Annotated in this window: 21 protein-coding genes and 1 pseudogene; 11 read left to right on the top strand and 11 right to left on the bottom strand. The window is 35.6% G+C overall.

The window, feature by feature from the left end; genetic code table 11:
* The first annotated feature begins 26 nt into the window (after positions 1 to 26).
* Positions 27 to 1,667, top strand: a complete 1,641-nt coding sequence (gene groL / locus DCC35_RS09375) for a chaperonin GroEL (RefSeq protein WP_137090537.1) — start codon at positions 27 to 29, stop codon at positions 1,665 to 1,667.
* 76 nt (positions 1,668 to 1,743) lie between these two features.
* On the opposite strand, the gene DCC35_RS09370 is transcribed toward groL, so the two are convergent.
* From DCC35_RS09370 to dnaG, 6 genes are all read right to left on the bottom strand, one after another.
* Positions 1,744 to 2,124, bottom strand: coding sequence for a DUF1987 domain-containing protein (locus tag DCC35_RS09370; RefSeq protein ID WP_246070198.1), 381 nt, complete (start codon positions 2,122 to 2,124; stop codon positions 1,744 to 1,746).
* A 141-nt stretch (positions 2,125 to 2,265) separates the two neighbouring features.
* Positions 2,266 to 2,919 (bottom strand): hypothetical protein, encoded by a 654-nt coding sequence (locus DCC35_RS09365; protein ID WP_137090536.1) that lies wholly within the window; start codon positions 2,917 to 2,919, stop codon positions 2,266 to 2,268.
* Between the two features lie 303 nt (positions 2,920 to 3,222).
* On the bottom strand, positions 3,223 to 4,008 hold the full coding sequence (surE, locus tag DCC35_RS09360; RefSeq protein ID WP_137090535.1) for a 5'/3'-nucleotidase SurE: 786 nt from the start codon (positions 4,006 to 4,008) through the stop codon (positions 3,223 to 3,225).
* The gene (locus DCC35_RS09355) at positions 4,001 to 4,672 is read right to left on the bottom strand and encodes a hypothetical protein (RefSeq protein ID WP_137090534.1); all 672 of its coding nucleotides are present in this window, start codon (positions 4,670 to 4,672) and stop codon (positions 4,001 to 4,003) included. The genes surE and DCC35_RS09355 overlap by 8 nt, the downstream gene beginning before the upstream one ends.
* The gene (locus tag DCC35_RS09350; protein ID WP_137090533.1) at positions 4,611 to 5,816 is read right to left on the bottom strand and encodes a bifunctional 3,4-dihydroxy-2-butanone-4-phosphate synthase/GTP cyclohydrolase II; all 1,206 of its coding nucleotides are present in this window, start codon (positions 5,814 to 5,816) and stop codon (positions 4,611 to 4,613) included. Before DCC35_RS09350 ends, DCC35_RS09355 begins: the two co-directional genes overlap by 62 nt.
* 113 nt (positions 5,817 to 5,929) lie before the next feature.
* Positions 5,930 to 7,885 carry a DNA primase gene (gene dnaG / locus DCC35_RS09345; protein WP_137090532.1) on the bottom strand — a complete coding sequence of 652 codons (1,956 nt, stop codon included), beginning with the start codon at positions 7,883 to 7,885 and terminating at the stop codon, positions 5,930 to 5,932.
* A gap of 185 nt (positions 7,886 to 8,070) precedes the next feature.
* Here dnaG and DCC35_RS09340 point away from each other — a divergent pair, with 185 nt between their 5' ends.
* The 9 genes from DCC35_RS09340 to DCC35_RS09300 all read left to right on the top strand — a co-directional run bounded on the left by DCC35_RS09340 (position 8,071) and on the right by DCC35_RS09300 (position 15,663).
* Entirely contained in the window at positions 8,071 to 9,162 is a 1,092-nt protein-coding gene (locus DCC35_RS09340) for an Mrp/NBP35 family ATP-binding protein (RefSeq protein WP_137092622.1), read from the top strand.
* An 8-nt stretch (positions 9,163 to 9,170) separates the two neighbouring features.
* Positions 9,171 to 9,449 carry a NifU family protein gene (locus DCC35_RS09335; protein WP_137090531.1) on the top strand — a complete coding sequence of 93 codons (279 nt, stop codon included), beginning with the start codon at positions 9,171 to 9,173 and terminating at the stop codon, positions 9,447 to 9,449.
* Position 9,450: 1 nt separating this feature from the next.
* Positions 9,451 to 11,196 carry a zinc metalloprotease gene (locus DCC35_RS09330; RefSeq protein ID WP_137090530.1) on the top strand — a complete coding sequence of 582 codons (1,746 nt, stop codon included), beginning with the start codon at positions 9,451 to 9,453 and terminating at the stop codon, positions 11,194 to 11,196.
* A 140-nt stretch (positions 11,197 to 11,336) separates the two neighbouring features.
* The gene (locus DCC35_RS22055; protein ID WP_175402774.1) at positions 11,337 to 11,570 is read left to right on the top strand and encodes a T9SS type A sorting domain-containing protein; all 234 of its coding nucleotides are present in this window, start codon (positions 11,337 to 11,339) and stop codon (positions 11,568 to 11,570) included.
* 50 nt (positions 11,571 to 11,620) lie between these two features.
* Positions 11,621 to 12,697 (top strand): D-alanine--D-alanine ligase family protein, encoded by a 1,077-nt coding sequence (locus tag DCC35_RS09320; RefSeq protein ID WP_137090529.1) that lies wholly within the window; start codon positions 11,621 to 11,623, stop codon positions 12,695 to 12,697.
* A gap of 3 nt (positions 12,698 to 12,700) precedes the next feature.
* Positions 12,701 to 13,534 carry a PASTA domain-containing protein gene (locus DCC35_RS09315; protein ID WP_137090528.1) on the top strand — a complete coding sequence of 278 codons (834 nt, stop codon included), beginning with the start codon at positions 12,701 to 12,703 and terminating at the stop codon, positions 13,532 to 13,534.
* A 1-nt stretch (position 13,535) separates the two neighbouring features.
* Positions 13,536 to 15,221 carry a hypothetical protein gene (locus DCC35_RS09310; protein WP_137090527.1) on the top strand — a complete coding sequence of 562 codons (1,686 nt, stop codon included), beginning with the start codon at positions 13,536 to 13,538 and terminating at the stop codon, positions 15,219 to 15,221.
* Complete coding sequence (locus tag DCC35_RS22050; protein ID WP_137092620.1) at positions 15,131 to 15,349, top strand: T9SS type A sorting domain-containing protein; 219 nt, start codon at positions 15,131 to 15,133, stop codon at positions 15,347 to 15,349. Before DCC35_RS09310 ends, DCC35_RS22050 begins: the two co-directional genes overlap by 91 nt.
* Positions 15,346 to 15,663 (top strand): rhodanese-like domain-containing protein, encoded by a 318-nt coding sequence (locus DCC35_RS09300; RefSeq protein ID WP_137090526.1) that lies wholly within the window; start codon positions 15,346 to 15,348, stop codon positions 15,661 to 15,663. The genes DCC35_RS22050 and DCC35_RS09300 overlap by 4 nt, the downstream gene beginning before the upstream one ends.
* 66 nt (positions 15,664 to 15,729) lie before the next feature.
* Here DCC35_RS09300 and DCC35_RS09295 read toward each other — a convergent pair whose 3' ends face one another.
* Entirely contained in the window at positions 15,730 to 16,518 is a 789-nt protein-coding gene (locus tag DCC35_RS09295; RefSeq protein ID WP_137090525.1) for a porin family protein, read from the bottom strand.
* Positions 16,519 to 16,600: 82 nt separating this feature from the next.
* Positions 16,601 to 17,200 carry a DUF4136 domain-containing protein gene (locus DCC35_RS09290; RefSeq protein ID WP_137090524.1) on the bottom strand — a complete coding sequence of 200 codons (600 nt, stop codon included), beginning with the start codon at positions 17,198 to 17,200 and terminating at the stop codon, positions 16,601 to 16,603.
* A gap of 329 nt (positions 17,201 to 17,529) precedes the next feature.
* Between DCC35_RS09290 and DCC35_RS09285 the strand changes: the two genes are divergently transcribed.
* Complete coding sequence (locus DCC35_RS09285) at positions 17,530 to 18,465, top strand: peptidoglycan-binding domain-containing protein (protein WP_137090523.1); 936 nt, start codon at positions 17,530 to 17,532, stop codon at positions 18,463 to 18,465.
* Between the two features lie 55 nt (positions 18,466 to 18,520).
* On the opposite strand, the pseudogene manA reads toward DCC35_RS09285, so the two are convergent.
* The 3 genes and pseudogenes from manA to DCC35_RS09270 all read right to left on the bottom strand — a co-directional run bounded on the left by manA (position 18,521) and on the right by DCC35_RS09270 (position 21,516).
* Positions 18,521 to 19,722, bottom strand: a pseudogene (manA, locus tag DCC35_RS09280) (mannose-6-phosphate isomerase, class I).
* A 1-nt stretch (position 19,723) separates the two neighbouring features.
* Positions 19,724 to 20,236, bottom strand: a complete 513-nt coding sequence (locus tag DCC35_RS09275; protein WP_137090522.1) for a peroxiredoxin family protein — start codon at positions 20,234 to 20,236, stop codon at positions 19,724 to 19,726.
* Positions 20,233 to 21,516: a glycoside hydrolase 5 family protein gene (locus DCC35_RS09270; protein WP_175402773.1), complete on the bottom strand. Its 1,284-nt coding sequence runs from the start codon at positions 21,514 to 21,516 to the stop codon at positions 20,233 to 20,235. Before DCC35_RS09270 ends, DCC35_RS09275 begins: the two co-directional genes overlap by 4 nt.
* Positions 21,517 to 21,519: the final 3 nt, after the last annotated feature.

Genomic DNA, 21,519 nt, shown 5'->3' with positions numbered 1-21,519 from the left:
CAAGGGTTTATTAAAATTTAAGAAACATGGCTAAAGAAATATTATTTGACACAGTTGCAAGAGAAGCTCTGAAAAAAGGAGTTGACAAACTTGCAGACGCGGTTAAGGTAACGCTTGGACCAAAAGGTAGAAACGTAATTCTAGACAAAAAATTCGGAGCACCAACAATTACAAAAGATGGTGTTTCTGTAGCTAGGGAGATCGAGGTTAAAGATCCGGTAGAAAACATGGGAGCTCAGCTTGTAAAAGAAGTTGCTTCCAAAACAGCAGATGATGCTGGTGATGGTACTACTACAGCTACTGTTTTGGCACAGGCAATTTTTAACGCTGGTATTAAAAACGTAGCAGCAGGAGCTAATCCGATGGATCTGAAAAGAGGTATCGATAAAGCAGTTTCTGAGGTAGTTAAAGAACTTAGAAAAATTTCTAAGGATATTAACGACTCAAGCGAAATCGCTCAGGTAGGTACTATCTCTGCAAACAACGACGATGAGATCGGTAAAATGATCGCTGATGCGATGGACAAAGTAGGAAAAGACGGAGTAATTACTGTTGAAGAAGCAAAAGGTACTGAAACAGAGGTTAAAACTGTTGAAGGTATGCAGTTCGACAGAGGTTATCTTTCTCCATACTTTGTAACTAACACAGAGAAAATGGAAGCTGAGTTGGAGAACCCTTACATTCTTATTTTCGATAAGAAGATCTCTTCAATGAAAGAATTACTTCCGGTTCTTGAGCAGGTTGCTCAGACAGGAAAACCTCTATTAATAATCTCAGAGGACGTAGAAGGCGAAGCTCTTGCGACACTCGTAGTGAACAAGATCAGAGGATCTCTGAAAATTGCTGCTGTTAAGGCTCCTGGATTTGGAGACAGAAGAAAAGCAATGCTAGAAGATATCGCTGTGTTAACAGGTGGTACTGTAATCTCTGAAGAAAGAGGTTATAAACTTGATGCAGCTACGATCGACATGCTTGGTCAGGCTGAAAAAGTGAACATCGATAAGGATAACACAACTATCGTTAACGGTGCTGGAGATAAAGACCAGATTGACGCTCGTATCAATCAGATCAAAGCTCAAATAGATAACACTACTTCAGACTATGATAAAGAAAAGCTTCAGGAAAGATTAGCTAAGCTTTCTGGTGGTGTAGCAATCCTTTACATCGGAGCTGCTACAGAAGTAGAAATGAAAGAAAAGAAAGACAGAGTAGACGATGCTCTTCACGCGACAAGAGCTGCTGTACAGGAAGGAATTGTTCCTGGTGGTGGAATTGCTTTGATCAGAGCTGTAGAAGCAATCAAAGATCTCAAAGGACGTAATGAAGATGAAAATACCGGAGTCAACATTGTACTTTCTGCCTTAGAATCTCCTTTAAGAACCATTGTATTCAATGCAGGTGGTGAAGGTTCAGTAATCGTTCAAAAGGTAAGAGAAGGTAAAGATGACTACGGTTACAATGCCAGAGAAAATAAATTCGAAAACCTTTATGCTGCTGGTATCATCGATCCAACTAAAGTTACAAGGTTAGCTCTTGAAAATGCGGCGTCAATTGCATCACTTCTGTTAACTACGGAATGTGTCGTAGCTGATGATCCTGAAGAAGAGCAAGGTGGCGGCGGAATGCCTCCAGCAGGAATGGGTGGCGGAATGCCAGGAATGATGTAATCTGAGAATTCAAAAATACATCTTATAAAAAAAGGCGATCAATTGATCGCCCTTTTTTATTGTAACAATATATTAATTAAATAGATTTCATATTAAAAGGAAGGTTGATTATTTGCATAAAATCCTCTCCGGTTTCGTACATACTTTCATCCTGACTATCGTAAATCCAGTTAACAATTACTTCTTTTCCTTTTTTACTACACCTTTCCATTTTACGGAAAAATTCGATTAGGCATTTACTACTACTTGTATTAAAGTAATCAAGATTTATGTCTATACTTAATTTATTCCTGTTTGGATCTGAGCAAAAGGAATCAGCCCATTTAAACAGAGGGTTAAAGAAATCAATTGCATTTTCAGGGATCGATCGACCGGATATAGTGATCTTATTATTTTCAAGCTTATAATCTATCAGAGGTGTTCTCTGAGAAGGTAAGATATTTAGATCCAGCATCATAAATTCGAATATTAATGATTTTGAATCCGAAAGATATTAATTATCTAAAAGAGCTGAGAATATAAGTTTGGTTAATATGTAAACAAGGAAATTTTCCCGACGAATGGCAGGAATTTAAAGTTTAATGAGCAGCAGTATTTATTAAAACCCGTCATCATCCTCTTCTTCTACTGGTTCTTCCTGATCAAATGGAATTGCTTCAGTTTCCTGAGTTTCCTCCTCTTCATCTCTTTTCTTCTTTTTCTTCTTGCCAGACTTTTTCCAGAATTGCCACCATTTCTTTTCAGGAGCCTCTTCTTCAACAGCATCTCCCATTGGCTCTCCTAAACCTCCCTCTTCATCAAAGGCATCATCTTCCCTGAACTTTTCGTTTAACTCCTCTTGTTTTTCAAGGTGATCAGTCCATACCGAATCAATTTTCATCTGGCGTTTTTCAAGTATATCATTTCCGATGAGCCACATATAACTCATCTGATCGATATTATATTTATCTTTCTGCTGATCTTCATCAGCCAGGATAGGTTCTTCTTCAGGGGTGTAGTAAGAAGCTGTATCAATTAACTGCCTGTCAATATCAGCATCCATCTCGTATCTGTTTTCCTTTTGAGTTTTTGGTATATCACCATCATCAATCTGAAATACAGAATCTTCTTCTTTCTCTTTTGGGTAGACTACCTCCATTGGAATTGTGCGCATATCAGCACTTCTCTTCTTGTATTCGTTTCTTTTGATAAGATTAAAATACATTGAAGGAGCAATCAGACCATAGTCAGTTTTTTTGACTGATGCAGTCATTTTTGGGGATATGCTGTCAGCGAAATAAGAAAACCTCGCCGCGCGTTCATCTTCATCGAGTATGTAATAACTCTGAAACGCGGGGCAAATCATCTTTTCCTGACAACTCTGTAATAACAACGCTGCTAATACAAAAAAAATAACCAAACTAAATGGTCTCATTCAATTCCGATGCCTTTATATGCTCTAACTAAAAAAACTAGCGTTTATTATATTCTAACCCTTAATAAACAATTTACAACTAGAATTATCTAGCAAAAATACTATTTAAAATGAAAATCTGAAATATAATGTAATTTATTACTACAATTCCCACTCTTCATTCATGTAATTTATTGCGTGATGTGCGGTTAAATCAAACTGACAGGGAACCACAGAAATATAATTATTAGCAATTGCCCATTCGTCGTTGTCTTCTCCTTTGTCAAAATTAACAAAATTTCCTCCTAACCAAAAATATGGTTTGCCTGTCGGATCTCTTCGCTGATCAAAAACCTCTTCCCATTTAGCATTTGCCTGCCTGCACACTTTTACACCTTTTACCTTTTCAATTCTTTTAGGAGGTATATTTACATTAAGCGCAGTATATTTTGGCAATCCTCTTTTTAAGGTTTGTTCTGTGATCTTCAATATCCACTCATCAGCATGATCAAAGTCGGCTTCCGGATCGTAGTCACAAAGGGAAAAACCGATAGCAGGTGTACCTTCTATCGCTCCTTCTATTGCAGCACTCATAGTTCCACTATAAAGAACACTGATTGAAGTATTTGCCCCGTGATTTATACCACTGACAACAAGATCTATCGTCCGGTCTTTTAAAACATGGTGTTTACCCAATTTCACACAATCAGCCGGAGTACCGCTACATTTATATGCTTCAACTTCAGGAAAAATTCTTTCCCTGAACAATCTGAGTGTATTACCAATTGTGATAGCATGTCCCATACCTGATTGAGGACTATCGGGGGCTACCACAACAACCTCACCTATCTGCTTCATTAAATCAACCAGCTTTCTTATGCCATTAGCAGTGATACCATCGTCATTAGAAACCAGGATAAGTGGTTTTTTATCTTTCGTATTACTCATTAAGGTTATTGTAGAATTTTGTAATATCAATCAAATCATCCGGACGGTCGATATCAAATTTTCTTTTTTTAATATATTGTTTAATCTCTTCGGATTTGTCGGCCATAACATCGAAAAGCTCCCTCTTTTTGGGTGTGAAAAAATTAATATCTCCTCCTTTTCTCAAGAAATAAAAATTAGTTCGGAGAACATAACTTTCAACCCAATAACTTCTGTAATAAAAGCTATTATTAGAGGTTGTGGTTCGGGTATCTATATATTCCCTTCCAAGCAGGGTCAGATCTCCTTCAACCAATAATTCAAAAAACATCATTGCCCGATAATTATTTTTTTCATATGGAAGAGAATAAAATTTTCGGGTTATACCCAAAATCTGATCTTCAATAATAAAAAAAACTACCTTTTGTGATGTATAAGTTTGTACAACGCCTTTATTAATAACCTGAATTATATTATTCTCGAGATCATATTTTAGCTTTCCACTGACTCTTTTATCACCTTCCAGAATTGCTGTTCCGGGATGGAAAGTTTCAGATGGAAACTGTTGTGCAAATAAACTATTACTGGTAAATAAAAATCCAAAAAATATTATAACTGCAAGTCTAATGGTTTTTAAGGATTGAATGTCCCATTTTGTCTCGCTTAGTTTTAAGATATTTCTCATTATGCTGATTCGGTTTTACTTCTATAGGTACAGTATCCACAATTTCCAGGCCATACCCTATCAGACCGGTTCTTTTTTTCGGGTTATTGCTTATAAGTCTGATCTTTTTAATCCCTAAATCCCTGATTATTTGAGCACCAACACCATAATCTCTTTCATCCATACTAAATCCCAGATGTAAGTTAGCTTCAACGGTATCCATACCTTCTTCCTGGAGTTTATAAGTTTTTAACTTATTGATCAGACCAATTCCACGGCCTTCCTGATTCATATAAATTATTACTCCTTTACCTTCTTTTTCTACGATCTCCATAGCCTTATGAAGTTGAGGACCGCAATCACAACGACAACTTCCGAAAATATCTCCGGTTACACAACTTGAATGTACCCTTACCATGACCGGTTCATCTGGCTCCCACGTTCCTTTCACTAATGCCATGTGAATATCTCCGGTATTAGTCTGAACATAAGGATGCAACATAAAATCACCATGATCTGTTGGCATACTTACAACTTCTTCCTTCTTAATCAGGCTATCTTTTTGTAATCGATACCTGATCAGGTCTTCAATTGACACTAATAATAGACCAAATTTATCTGCAACTTTCCGAAGATCAGGAAGGCGTGCCATTGTACCATCTTCATTAAGGATCTCTACCAACACACCAGCAGGTGAAAGACCTGCTAACCTGGCAAGGTCAATTGATGCTTCAGTATGGCCTGCTCTTCTTAAGACTCCGCCTTTTTTAGCTTTTAACGGGAAAATATGGCCTGGCTTACCTAATTCTTCAGGATCAATATCCGGATTTACCAGGGCCTGAATGGTCTTGGCACGGTCTGATGCCGAAATTCCGGTTGTACAACCGTGTCCGATCAAATCAACAGACACTGTAAATGGAGTTTCGTAAGCAGCAGTGTTTTTCCCCACCATTAGTTCAAGACCTAACTCTTCACATCTTTCCTCTATAAGTGGGGCACAAATTAATCCCCGTCCATGGGTTGCCATAAAGTTTACTATCTCAGGAGTGATTTTTTCAGCAGCGCATACAAAGTCACCTTCATTTTCACGGTCTTCATCGTCCACAACAATTACAACCTCTCCCCTTTTAATCGCCTCTATGGCATCTTCTATTTTATCTAACATTGTTTATTGAGTTCTTATTACTATATATATTAACTAAATATTGGGTTTAAAGTTAAATATGAATCACATCTATATCATACGATTGTATGAAAATACGGTTTCTTTAAACTGTTTCACTTGAAAATCACCACATTACCAAGTGCTTTTGCATATTCTCTTTCTAATTCTTTTAATTCTTTCTGAATTCGCATGCTATGAATGATCTCTTCATCACCTTTTAGCTCCTTCAATTTTTCTTTATTTTCATGAAGCATTTTTTTAACATAAGCTAATTTCAACCGCAATATCACACTGTTAATAACATTATGCAATTGTTCTTCCTCAGTCGGTACAAAGATCAAATGTTTCTTATGCCAGTTTTCACTTACTTCATATGGCTGAATAAACATATTGACCAGCTTTTGCTGTAATACCTCATCTCCAAAGGTCATAAAATAACTAATATCAGGAGTTCCTCCTTCGCTGACTATTTCTCTGTATTGCGTCAGAATAGCATGAAACTCCGGAGTAATCATGTCGATATCCTCTAGCTCCTCCAGAATAAAATGACTTATCAGGGTCCCTTCATCATCCATTTCGTGATTACCATAAGAAATGAGTACCCTTATCAATTCCGATTCCTGTGATTCGATATAGTTATCTACATGGGAAGCTAGTACAAGATTGTCCTCTTCCGTAGCTTTCTCTTCTTTTTGAACAGGCTCATCCGATTCCTGCCTGAATCGATCCTTTGCGGACTGTTTCTGCTCATTTCTTCTTTTCTGAATAATAAGCTTATTCTCTTCCGCAATTAATAAATCTTCATCTACATTGAGATGTGTTGCCGCTTGTTGAGTATAAACAGTTCTTTTAATCGGATCTGGTATCTTTGCAATACTTTCTACTATTGCTTTAATCGAGTCTGCTTTTGCCTGAGGACTTACCTTCGCCTCTTCAGAGTATATTTTTAATTTGTAGGAGACAAAATCAGTGGCATTTTCTTTCAGAAATTTCTTAAACTCCTCCGTTCCTAGCTTCTGACTATAACTATCCGGATCTTCACCTTCAGGAAATACCAGGACTTTTACATTCAGTCCCTTCTCAAGAATCATATCTATTCCCCTCATGGCTGCTTTAATTCCGGCAGCATCTCCATCAAAAAGAACTGTAATATTTTTAGTGTACCTGGATATAAGCCTGATTTGCTCATCGGTCAATGAAGTACCACTCGAAGCCACCACATTTGCCACATCCGACATATGCATGGAGATAACATCAGTATATCCTTCAACCAGGTAACATTCATCAAATTGACGAATAGCTTGTTTAGCCTGATAAATACCGTAAAGTATCTTACTTTTATGATAGACTTCAGTTTCAGGGGAATTCACGTATTTAGGTTGCTTTTTTGAAGGATCTAACTTGATTACCCTTCCGCCAAAGGCTATAACCTTTCCACTAACGTTATGAATAGGAAACATCACACGGCCGCGAAAACGATCATAAGCTTTTTCTTCTTTTTTAATTATCAGACCTGCCTTATCCAGATATTCTTCCTGATAACCTTTTTGCAAAGCTTCTTTATAGAGCCCGTCCCATTTATCAAGACTGTAGCCTAATCCAAACTCATTTATGATCTTTTCATTAAACCCTCTTTCCCTGAAATACGAAAGGCCTACAGATCGGCCTTCGTCGGTTTCTTTTAGCATTTGATGAAAATATTCAGCAGCATGATTTAGAACAATTAAAAGACTTTCACTGGTTGATTGTTTTTGGATGGCTTCCTCAGAAAGTTCTTCCATCTCAAGCTCGATACCGTATTTATCAGCAAGTATTTTTATTGCTTCCAGATATCCTACACCTTCAAATTCAGTAATGAATTTTATTGCATCTCCTCCTTTACCCGAACTAAAGCATTTAAATATCTCTTTAGAGGGTGAAACGTAAAATGATGGAGTCTTTTCATTGGTAAAGGGACTAAGACCACGGTAATTCTGCCCAACCTTTTTCAACTGGACATATTCCCCAATAACATCAACAATATCGACGTATGATTTAACTTTTTCTATAGAATCATCTGAGATCTTCAATATTTCTCCCTTTTAAATGCGCTATTAGCTTTGCGTCTTCCGCAAAATACAAAATTAACCAATATGTTTTTTGATTGAAATTAATTTCATGTAGTAGTGAAAAAAAATATGATTAACTTGCGCCAAATTTGTTTAAACTTATTATTAAGTCAAACGTTACCAAAGTAGAAGTTCAATTGAATAATATGGCAATAACGAAGGAAAAAGTACTTAGTGCTCTCGGAGAGGTTATCGACCCGGATCTCAAGAAAGACCTGGTTACATTAGGCATGATTGAAGACATTGCAATAACAGATAAAAAAGTTAGCTTCAAAGTTGTTTTAACCACGCCTGCATGCCCGTTAAAAGAAATAATCAAAAATGATTGTTTAAAAGCTATCGAAAAACATTTGGGCTCTGATGTTGAGGCAGATATTGACATGACCTCAAGAGTAACAACTATAAGAGATAACTCTCCTGTTTTGCCTCAGGTTAAAAATATAATTGCTGTGGCTTCAGGAAAAGGAGGAGTTGGCAAATCTACTGTTACTGCCAATTTAGCAGTTGCACTTAAAAATGAAGGGGCGAAAGTTGGAGTTATCGATGCAGATATTTTTGGTCCTTCGATTCCGACAATGTTTAATTGTGAAAAAGAACAACCAAGTGTAAGAGAAGTCAATGGTAAAAACTTATTGCAACCATTAGAGCAATATGGGATTCAATTAATGTCAATTGGTTTTCTTGCTCCTCCGGATCAGGCGGTTGTGTGGAGAGGTCCTATGGCTTCTTCAGCTTTCAGGCAATTTTTTACAGACACAGAATGGGGTGAATTAGATTATCTTTTAATTGATCTCCCTCCAGGAACAAGTGATATTCATTTAACCTTAGTACAAACTGTGCCTGTTACAGGAGCAGTAATTGTTACTACTCCCCAAAAGGTTGCTATATCGGATGCACAAAAAGGATTGGCAATGTTTAAGCAGCCACAAATCAACGTACCTGTATTGGGAATTGTTGAAAATATGGCTTATTTTACTCCGGAGGAATTACCAGATAATAAATACCATATATTTGGAGAAGGCGGAGGAAGAAAATTCGCAGAAATAAATAACGTACCGTTTATTGGAGAAATTCCTCTGGTAATGGGTATCCGTGAAAGTGGTGATTCAGGTTATCCTGTAACAATGAAAGATTCTCCTGTTGCAGACGACTTCAGAGCACTTGCAAGAAGTCTGGCCCAGGAAGTAGCAATCAGAAATGCTAAACAGGATAAAACTAAAATTGTAGAACTCAAGTAATTCTATATATGACACTCATACAAAAAGTTGAAGAAGCTATCAATAATATAAGGCCTTACTTAGAGGCTGATGGTGGCGATGTAAAGGTGTTGGATATCAACCAGGATAATATTGTTAAAATCGAGTTATTGGGCGCTTGTGGGAGTTGTCCGATGAGCACAATGACGCTCAAAGCCGGAGTTGAGGAAGCTGTAAAAAAAGCAGTTCCTGAAATTAACGGTGTGGAAGCAATTAATATTACCAAACCTGGAGATCCTCAAGCCAAATTACCCGACACTATGATTTAAAATGGTAAGATTTAATTTTTTAGCTCTTCTGATAATAACATTGATTCAGTTCCGTGCCTTTTCCCAGGAAAAGTGCGGAACTGTTTTATTATCAAAGCAAAAATATGGGGATTCCTATCAAAAAAAGGTCTTAAACTTTGAGCGATGGATAAATAAAAAGGAATCAGAATCAACAGAAATATTTAAAACCAACGAGGAAAATGTTGTTCAAATTCCCGTTGTAATTCACATTGTACATAACGGAGAGTCCCTGGGGATAGAAAGCAATATACCTCAGGAACAAATCCTTAATCAACTTGAAACGTTGAACGAAGATTTCAGAAGAATGAATGCTGATTCTGTCTTCACGAGGAATATTTTCAAACCCTTTGCAGCTGATACCCAGATTGAATTTGTTCTAGCAAAGCAAGATCCAAATGGACTTCCTACCACAGGAATCATACGAACACAGGGTCCTCAGAATTCATATTCATTAAGCCAATCTGATGAATCTGAACTTAAGGCTGCCAGTTATTGGCCAGCTGAAGATTATCTGAATATCTGGGTTGCTGAATTAAGTTTTACTTTAATAGGTTATGCCCAATTTCCGGTCAGCGATCTGCCTGGATTAGAAAGTGCAAAAGATGACAGGCTTACAGACGGGGTAGTTATCGATTACGAATATTTTGGTACAGGCTTTAATACAGTCCCATCCAGTAAAGGACGAACACTAACCCATGAAATAGGTCATTTTTTTGGATTAAGACATGTTTGGGGTGATGGAGACTGTTCTGCCAGTGATTACGTTAACGATACGCCTGATCAATTAACTTCTACTAATGGTTGTCCGGAAAACAGCTTCACTTGTGGAAGCGAAGATATGTTTGAAAACTACATGGACTATACCAGAGATGAATGCATGAATATTTTCACTGTGGATCAATCATCACGTATGCATATTATCCTAAATGAAAGTCCAAGAAGAGCAAGTCTGTTAAATTCTCCGGGATTGATCCAGCCCGAAGAATATAATAATGATCTTAGAGTGGGTGATATTCTATATCCGGGATTAGTACATTCTGATGAAACTTTGGCTCCGGAGTTTGAAATTATTAATGCTGGCAAAACAGCTGTTGATAATTTCACTATTGATATAATAGGAGGATTAAATAGGGTAACTCTTACCCCAACATCACCAATTCCAGCCGGTGAATCTGTTTTAGTGTCGGGAGTTGACTTAACATTACTCGAGTCTGAAAATTTCAAGCAACAAATTTCAATTGAGATTAATTTCCCTGAGGATGAAAATCTAACTAATAACCTTAAAGTCAAGTCCTTCTACTATCATCCTTTTCAATTAATTGCACCTTTCAGAGAGCGGTTTGAAGGTCCCACAAATTGGTTAAATATCGATGAAGAAAACGAATTAAAGTGGCAATTTACTAATTCAGTATTTTCTCCAGTTGGTGAATCCAGCCTTGTCGGAACTTTTGATAATATATTTGAGACAATTGGAAACCCGATGATCATTACTCCGGAATTTGATCTTTCCGAAACTGAAGAAGCCTCAGTTTTTATTGATGTGAGTTATCGCCCGGCTTCAGGAACAATTACCGATATTTTAAATGTATTATTATCCACTAATGGTGGTGAAACGTTTGATGTGAATTTAGCTACTATTTCAGCAAATACATTAAATTCTGAACCCTTCAGGGGACATGGGAACCATCTTCAGTCTCTGATTGGAGAAGGTTATATATTGACCTGACTAATTATACGGGTGAAAGCAATTTAAGGCTGGCCTTCCAGGGAATTAATAATGGAAGTAATAATTTATATTTCGATAACGTTGAATTATTTCTGGGCAATAATCCTGATCCTTTATTTTTAAATGAACCGGATGTAAGAGTGTATCCAAATCCTTCAGTTGAATATACTAATATCTCGTTCTATCTGGACGAAACACAAGATCTCAATATAAGGCTCATAAATAGCAGAGGTCAAGTTCTGGAAGAAAATCGCATTGAAAATGTGCTCAATCAAAATTATCGTCAAAGCTTGAGAAATTTAAGTTCAGGAATATATTTTATTCAAATTCAAGGAGAAACTTTCACGACTACTAAAAGAATCATCAGGCAGTAATATATATAGAGTATTTTTTAATATTTTAGCCATCCAGTTATAAATTATCAATGCAAAAAAAGAAAGTAGCACTTTTATACGGAGGGAAATCTGTAGAACATGATATTTCCATCAGGTCTGCTAAAAATATTTTTGAAGCAGCTGATAAAGAAAAATATCAAATCTATTGTATAGGTATATCCACCAACGGTGGCTGGTATCTAACAAATGAGGTTAGTAATGATATAACTAAGGGCTTAAAACTGTCTCTGCAACTTCATAATGGTCAAATGTCCTTTTCAACTTCAGAAGAGGAAAACTTAATTTTTGATGTTGCCTTCCCTGCATTGCATGGAACAGACGGAGAAGACGGCAATATTCAAGGACTATTGGAGGTAACAGGAACAGCTTATGCGGGATCTGATGTAATGGGTTCTTCTATAGCGATGAACAAGTTTTTTACAAAGCAAATCCTTGAAAAGCAAGGAATTCCTGTTTGTGACTATTTGTATTTCACTTACCAGGACGATCCTGAATTTGAATTTATTAAAGATAAATTAGGTCTTCCCTTTATTATTAAACCAATTAATCTTGGATCCTCTGTTGGCGTTTCAAAGGTCAAATCAAAATCAGAATTTAAAACTGCATTAAAAGAAGCGTTTAAATATGATAATGAAATAATCGCTGAAGAATTTGTAGAGGCAAGAGAACTTGAATGTAGTGTACTCGTAGAAAACAATGAAATTAAAGCCTCAGTGCCTGGTGAGATTGTTGTTGAAAAAGAATATGAGTTTTATACTTTTCAGGCCAAATATGTAGATAGTAAAGCTGCAAGACTGGAAATCCCAGCTTCACTACCGGAAAACATAGAAAATACGATCAAACATTTATCCATTAATGCTTTTAAAGCGGTCGGTTGCCAGGGTTTTGCCAGGGTAGATGTTTTTTATCAGGAAGATCAGGGTATGTGTTACGTAAATGAGATCAATACCATCCCCGGGTTCACAAATTCTTCTATGTTTCCGATGATGTGGAAACATGATGGATACACTTTTACCAGTCTCATCGATACAATTATATCTGAGGCTATATATAGATTTGAAAGAAAAACTCGTTTAAAAACTAACTTTAATTCAGGATTAGAGTAAAATATGAATTTTAAGAAATTTTTTCCAAAGACAAACACATTGCAAGGCCTGTTACTTAATATAGGGCTCATTTTTATTGCAACGTTCCTTATTCTTTATTTGGTATTTCATGTGGTTTTACCAAAAATCACACTACATGGAGAGGTTATAACCGTACCTAACGTGACCTTAAAAACTATAGAGGATCTAGAGGAAGACCTTTTATCGCGAAACCTGGAATATGAAATCAAACCAGATTCTGATTTCAATAAGAATTTTCCAGCCGAGGTTGTATTAAAACAATATCCGGAACCAGGTACTAAGGTTAAAAAAGGAAGAGTGGTATCCTTAACCCTCAATGCCTCTCATCCGCCTGAAATAAAAATGCCTAAATTGGTCGATTCCGGTGTGAAAAGCGCAATGAAGGAATTGAAAAGTTATGGTCTTGAGGTTGGCGAGATAATTTACGAACCCGGAATGGCTAATCTTGTTCTGGATCAGCAAATTGATGGAAAAACCATAGAGCCCGGAACTATGATATATAAAGGCACACCTGTTGATCTTGTAGTTGGAGACCAGGGAGCTCCGATTGATAATCCGAATATAAAAGGGTTAAATTATTTTGAAGCAGAGACAATACTATTAGGTTCAGGATTAAAAATCGGTGAGATTTTCCAGCAATCAGTTCCTGCAGATTCAGCTGGCGCTGGTACTGTTTTAAGACAAATGCCTCCGGCAGGTCAAAAAGTATATACTGGTACATTGATTGATCTATGGATTGTTGAGGTTGACAGTTCGGCTATTGAAGAAATGAGGCTCATGAATTCAGGCGGAGAAGAATCCCCTGATTTTGAATAATATGTTTAAGTATCTACTGACCATATCCATATTTATTGTTTTCTGGAATGAATCATTTTCCCAGATTGAGGAAGTAATTATTAGTACCGCAGAAACAAAAATTTCATCAAGGTCACGGCAAAATAATGATACAATAATAAATCAAATCCCTTTTTTTGATGATTTTTCTGATCACAGAACAGGGTTTAAACAAGACTTGTGGTTAGTCACTGAAAATGTCGAATTATTAGAGACCGGTGGAGAGAATATACCTTCCATTGGGAGTATTAGACTTGATGGAACCAGAGGAAACGGAAGCGCATACACAAATGCGAATACTAACGGATATGCTGACGAACTCACTTCAAACATACTTGATCTAAGTGTGATACCTGAAACTCAAAGAGATTCTACTTACCTTGGGTTTTACTATCAAAAACAAGGATTTGGAGAAATACCCGACAGTGAGGACTCACTAATAATTGAATTTTTAACTCAATCTGAAAATTGGGTTAATGCATTGAGTATATCCGGGTCAGAAATAACCCAAACGGATACTTTCTTTTATAAATCAATTAAAATTCCTGATTCATTATTCCATCAGAAGTTTATGTTCAGATTTCGAAATTACGGAAATCTTTCCGGACCTTTTGATGCCTGGAATATTGATTACGTAACTCTTCTGAGTAGCCAGGATGGTAACGAAGGTGATTATCCGGACAGAACACTAGTGAGCCTTCCCGGACAATTATTTGATCAATACTATTCTATCCCAATCGATCATCTTAAAGAAAATTTACCTCAAAACACATCTCCAAACGGAGTATTTGGCAAAAATTTATCTTCAAGCTTAAGAGTTGTTGAGTATGGCATGAACCTATTAGATAGGGAAACAGGAACAATTATAGATTCTTTACAAAAACCAATAGTAAAAGACACTATATTTTCAAGACTCGGACAAAAATTATTCTATTCAATTCCTGAAAAAGAATCTTCAAAACTAAATGAATATATCGCCAATCACGATAGTGACAGTCTTTTTATTGAAGGGTTCTTTTATTCTCAACCAGATGACTCTGTTTTTTACAATACCGTTGATTTCAGAGTTAATGATACTGTAAGTGTAGTTTATCCTTTTATCGATTATTATGCTTATGACGACCACAGTCCTGAATCAGGTTTTCAAGCCAATGGTAGTGGATCAATAATTGCGGCTGAGTACATTATTCCTTTTCCTGATACTTTAACAGCAATAGATATTTATTTTTTGAATAATCCGGGCGAACTAATAGTTCCTTATATTTCTACAGACTTAACTACTAACCAAAACAGCAGATCTTCCTCAGTAATTTTACCCGAGGATGGTTCTCCAGCGAGATATAAAATCGATCCATTAGTTGTTGAAGATACTGTTTACGTAGGCTTTCAAAAGTTTGCTGATTTCGGATTACCGATTGGTCTTGATAAAAATTCAAATAATGGTGAAAAAATTTATGTGAATTTGGATGGGTTCTGGCAAAAAAATAGAGATATCAAGGGTAGTATAATGATAAGACCGGTATTTGGTAAACAAGAAATAATTACCGGAATTAGTTTTCCTGCCCCCCTTCAAATACCATTAAAATATATCCGAATCCTTCAAAAGAATATATTAAGCTTTCAAAATCGGTTTATAATTGGTCTATTTATAACATTAAGGGTCAGTTGATACTTGAAAACGATAAGTATGTAAAAGGAAATTATATAAATTTGCATAATCTACCTGAGGGGCTATATATATTTAAGGGATATGATAATAATAAAAAGCCTTTTCAGCTAAAATTTATAATTCAATGAAAAACCACTTATCATCGAAAGAATATTTGAGTTTAAGAGAAAAGAAAGCTTCATTGATAACAATTGACGTAAGAGAGCAGTGGGAGCATGAGGAAGACCCGGTAGGGACTCTGCATATTAGTGTATATGAATTACCAAAAAACCTGGACAAAATAAGCCAGTATAAAAATCACGATATTGTAGTCTGTTGTAAAACAGGAAAAAGAGGATTAATAGCTATGAAATTGCTAAAGGCTAATGGCTTTACTTCCGTAAAAAATCTTGAAGGTGGAATTACTGCATTGAAAGATATTTACGAATTCAATTCCATCTAATCTATTCGGTTTAAGTATTCAGATACTGCCAGCCATTGTTATATATTGGCTTAACAGCCTTTATATTTATCTTCTTGGCCCAGTTGATCTTCTGTTGTGACTTTTACGCTGTATTTGAAAAAACTTAACCTGTTTAAGTAAAGTAACGCCAACGTATATGGATTGAGGAGAACTTTCGATGTCATATTTCACATTCAAAAACTCACCATATGGATCTACAAAAATCTCGTCATATCTTCCTATGTTAGAATGCCCTCTCCTATATTGAGCTTCAATAGAGACGATATATCCCTGCTCAAATTTATAAAAGTACCCAAGCCCAATATTCATACTCCATCCTACCCTATTTAAATCAGAAGGATTAAATGTAGTCCTATCACCATCCGTTGGTCCTTCTTCAAAATTATAGTTTAATTCCTCAAAGGTTAACGGACTTCCTATCTGAGGAGTTATTGTTCCACTTCCACCCAGAAAAACATTTAAAGAAGGTCCTACGCTAAAAAAGAATCTGCTATTACCGGTTGGTATGCTAATCCTTAAATTCAAAGGAAAATCAAGATATCGATAATTTGCTTCATTTGTGTAATTTAACTCAGTCTGAGTCTGACTTTTGCCTTCTACTGTAAATAGGGCTCCACTTTGAATTGCAAATACATCTGAGATATCGTAATGGACAGAGAGTCCTGCAGAAAATCCAGGTTTAAAGCCAAAAGTAGAGAGTTCTCTTTCAGAACTACTTCCAATATAAGTATAACCATGACTTACCCCAATCTCAGGCCCTGCATATAGCTGAGCAAAAGTACTAATTGGAATAAAAATTAATAAAGCAATGAATAAGTAGAAAATCCTAACCATAAAAAAGTACAATTGATTTCAAATATATAAAATCAATTGTACTTTTTTATGTTAAGGTAATAAAATTCTGAAGAACGAATATTTAATATGTCCCTGAAGCTCTTTGTTGTTCTTCGACGAATAAGCGATATCGATCAAAAATTGATCGAACTGCATTTTTTACGATTTTTTGATTATCAGTATAAGTCCCGGCATATAATCCACTTGCATATCCCTGCCAGATTGTAGCACCTTTTTTACGGTCCATGAGCTGGATTAGCATTGTACCCCTGACTAAAGGAATTTTCACAGGATCATACGTATCCTTGTTATTTTCAATCTCTTCCTCATCTTCAGGCTGATATTTTACATAATATTCTAATTCAGGTTGATTATAACCTGTATACTTAAAATCTTCTTCGTATAACTTATAGAATACCAGAATATTGGGGTTCTTATCCTTGTAATTATAACCTCTGACATTCATCCTGTAGAAAATTTCATCACGTATCATATTATCAAGTGTAGTATCTACCGGATTTTCGGAATACATGTCAACAAAAGCAAAAGTTCTATACTTCTTAAAAACTCCCTTATAAGAATAATCTGAATCGGTTACGTATTCATTATAATTTGAACATCCCGAGAATATAAGGGAAACGACAAATAATAACACTAGTAGGTTGATGGATCTATTTTTCATAATACTTTCGGTGTTTAGAACTATTTACGGCTATAACATAATTTAAGATTTAATTGTTTGACTAACAACATAAAATCCAGAATAAATAATGTCAAATCAACGACAAATCGGCAGATTATTCTCATAAAAATGTACTGAAAATAATTTCTATTACTCCTTAATAAAAAAGCACTTCATAAATCATTTGACTACAAAAATCTTAAAAAATATACCCAACCTTGGGTATTTAATATTGGCTGGTTTTTAAAGAAATTAAAAATATCTGCAAAACAATACTTATTGAATTCCATTTGAGTCAGATTATAATCGCATTATTACTATAAAATACTATGTTTAATTTTAAAGATTCACATGTTCAAAAATTGTCTATCATTAACCAATTTCTATTACCAGATAAGGAAATGATATTTTTTGGGCTTAGGGGTTGTACCATTGTATCAGATGATTCGATGGAATTTAAATCTGAGCATTCAATTGAAATAACCAATTATGATCATATACACCCCAATTGTATAATAGGACAATACCACCAGGAAAAGGGAATTGCTCTATTTCCAGGCAGTACTGTACCACATTCCAATCACGTTCTGAAATCTATTTCAAGAAGAGGTTTAGGAACTAATATGTTACTTACAGGATTTTACAATGACTATAGAAAAGGCTGGCATAAAGCAGGGAAGCCAACCGGCCATGAAGCATTCAGACAAGACAATAAATTACCCGTAAGAAGAACTATGGACGATGCTGACTATGATAATGACGACAGGGTGGAATACGGCAGACCATACGATAATATTCACGCTGCATGGTGTATGAGTGCTAATGATCAGAATTTCGCAAGTGCGGGCTGCCAGGTAATTGTGGGATATCCAAAATGTAGAAGAAGAGTAGATCCCAATTTGGACTTACTCCCTGAAACCGGTCCGTGGAAGTACTTTAGACAAAATGCGTATAATATTGACCAGAATTCTTTCAGTTATTTACTATTAACAGGGAAGGATGCTATGAAGGTAGCTACCCAAGGAAACAAAAAGCTATCACCCAGATTGAGATATGGATCTCAAGGGAAATTAGTTAAGGAAGTACAGAAAATACTCAAGGACAAAAACTTTTATGAAGGAAGAATTGACGGGGATTTCGGATCAAGAAGTCTGCGAGCCGTCTTAGAATTCCAGGAGGCAAACTTTGGTTTGAATGGAGATGATGGTATTGTTGGCCCCATTACGGCCTCAGCATTAGGGATAAAGTGGCCAGAGAAATATTAATATTATTCAAATGTTCGCGAAAATTATTAGTTCCAATTAATTTGGTGATATAAAATTACAACGGACATTTTGCTTTATAGATAGTTGCTTTATGATTACTTTTAATTGTATAGCTAGTACCTGCTTTTACTACAGCAACTTCTCCCTTTTGCAGATTAATTAATGAATCACCAGAAAAAACCACCTCTCCTTCGATCACAATCATTAGTTCTAAATTGATAGAAATTGAAGAATATAATTTATCCGTAGGTAAATGAAGCTCACTTAGCTCAAAATCTTTTGCAGTACTTCTATAAATTTTTTCAATAGAATCTGGTTGTAGTTCACCTTTCAAAATAACAGGTAAAGTAGAATCAAATTTAATATTATTCAATAACTCTGGTACATCTACAAACTTGTGTGTAAGGCCACCTCGTAATACATTATCAGAATTAGCCATCAATTCCATATTCTGACCTTCTAAATATGCATGGGGAATTCCGGCATCCTGAAATATAGCCTCACCGGGATTGATTTGTACAATATTAAATAGGAAGATGGAATATATTCCCTTATCCATTTTATTATCAGTACAAAAAGATTTAAAAGCTTTAATCGCCCAAAATTCCGGACTCGATTTATCCCATTCAAGATTAGTTGATAAAAGTCTGCTTTTTAATGCAGATAAAATTTTATCGGTTACTGACTGTGGTTCATGCATCACTTGTCGGTACAATTCTTCAATAGAGCCATTTTCAAATGTAGATAACAGGTGATTCAATTCAGGAACCCGTTTCAAGTTCTCTCTTAAATTTTTCTCTGGCAAAAATCCATGTAACAGCCAAAAATCACTTAGGGCAACCATAATTTCAGGCTTATGATTGTCGTCCTTAAAATTTCTATTTGGTGAATTTAAGGGTATCCCCTTTTTATTTTCAATATTGTAGCCCTTTTCAGCTGCTTTCTTAGAAGGATGAACTTGTATAGATAACATTTCGGCTACATCCAGTACCTTGAATAAAAATGGTAGCCTGCCAAATCGCTTAAATACCAAATCGCCCAGTAATTCAACTGGGTAATTTCCAATTAAATCCAGAAGAGATTGATCAGTATCCTCCACCGTTGAGGGCCTTTCATATGCGTGCCCATCCAATATTCGGCAAAAGGTTTACCATTAGGCTGAATCTCCAATAAAGAAGGAATAAATCTTTCACCTCCCCAGGGATAATTTTGTATAACACCTTTAATTTTAAAAATATCTGGTATCCTGAAAGACATATCAATCATGCGAATTATTTATCGATTCGATTATTCTTGCAATAGGATACAATCCTCTATGCTGAACTTTTTGAATACCTTTATTATCATACCACAACATATATGGGTAAACTAATTCCTTCTCTAAAACTGTTTTTACTTCTTCACGTGATGCCTGGGCGAAGGTGATAAATGAATTCTCTTGAGGAAGAATAGAATTTTTAAAATCTTTTATTACTTCCAGGTCTTCGAATAAAATAAAGATGACTTCTGTATTTACGAACCTATCAATATAATTTTCAAGCTCGTTTATCTCTTTTTTACAGTAATCGCATTGTGTATTTACGAGGAATACAATAGTATGCTTATCATCTCCCAAGCTTGAAACAGAAGTTTTTTTATTATCTAAAAGAACTAGTGAAATATCCGGTATAGAAGGTTTATTTGACTCATCAGGTTTAATAAAAATATAGAATTGGTAAATTATTGCGATACCAAACAAGATCAATATGGCTGTTTTAAAAATCTTTTTCATCTGGATAATTCATTAATTTTAAATGCTGATTCTCTAATAATGCTAATAGTAGTGGTATCATGGTTATAAACTGAATACCACCCCTGTCGTTCATGTGGTGGATCACCTGTTAAATCACTATTCCTATCCCACATTTGCCCAGGTTTAGAAGGGTTACCCTCTCCTCCCCACGACCAAAAGTTACTTCCCTGAATTAAACCTCCATCTATAATATTTTGATAGGCATAATCAAATACATATTCATAAAACCTATTTCTATAGTGCACAGAAGAAGTAATCGAAAAATCAGCATTATCTCTGCTAACACCAAATTCTTCTATAACTACAGGCTTGTTTAATTTTTTAGCTTTTTTTAATTGACTATCAAGGTATTTTTCAGCTTTTTGAAGAGCCTTGGAAAATGTCTCAGGATTATTAGGATCATACCAGCTCCAGTTTTGTATCCAAAGGTGAATAGTAGCATAATCAATAGCCTCAAATTGATTGTCTTTATATAAATCAACTCCTGCCTGATCTGACCCGGTGTCGCCTTCTGCACCCAAAGAAATCATATGATTTTTATCAATCCGGTTTAAAAATTCAGAGGTATTTTTAATCCATGATCTGTAATCCTTCTTATAGTCATACCCTCTTGGTTCATTAGCTAATTGCCAGGAAAGAATAGTTGGGTCATTTTTATACCTTTCACCTGTTATTGAATTTATACGATTAATTATCTCCCTTAAATTTTTTCTATAAAGCCTTTGAGCCTTGTTACTCTTATAAAACGATGCGGAATAATTGATAAACGGATCCCAGCTATCTCCATTTTCGATATCAGGTAATGGAATATCTGAACCTTCAGCCCATGATACATATTGTGGCATACCTCCACTCCACATCCAGAAATTATTCAATACCACTACAGCGGTCATGTTTCGCTTTCTTAATTCATTTAATAAAAAGTCTAATCCTTTAAAAACCTCTTCATTATATTTTCCTTTTGAAATTAATAATGGAGGAGATATTTGATACTTCCCACTGCCTTCTGAGGACCCCAGTATCCGAAGATTTTTGATACCAAGGGATTGCAAATGATCTAATTCCCTAATCAAGCGATCACGATCTCCAGGACCTGACTCCATTCCTAAATACATTCCATACCAATAATTTGCACCTAGGAATTTATATTTTACATTTCCTTTATAGAAGTGACCAGAATCAACCCTTATGAAATCAGTTACCTGAGAAAAAGTTGAAATGTTTATTAAAAACAGACCTAAAAAAACAATGAATCTCATGCC

The sequence above is a fragment of the Mangrovivirga cuniculi genome, from assembly GCF_005166025.1.
GTDB lineage: Bacteria > Bacteroidota > Bacteroidia > Cytophagales > Cyclobacteriaceae > Mangrovivirga > Mangrovivirga cuniculi.
The sequence above is the reverse complement of the archived record's forward strand: the minus strand, read 5'-3'. Positions and strand labels throughout refer to the sequence as shown.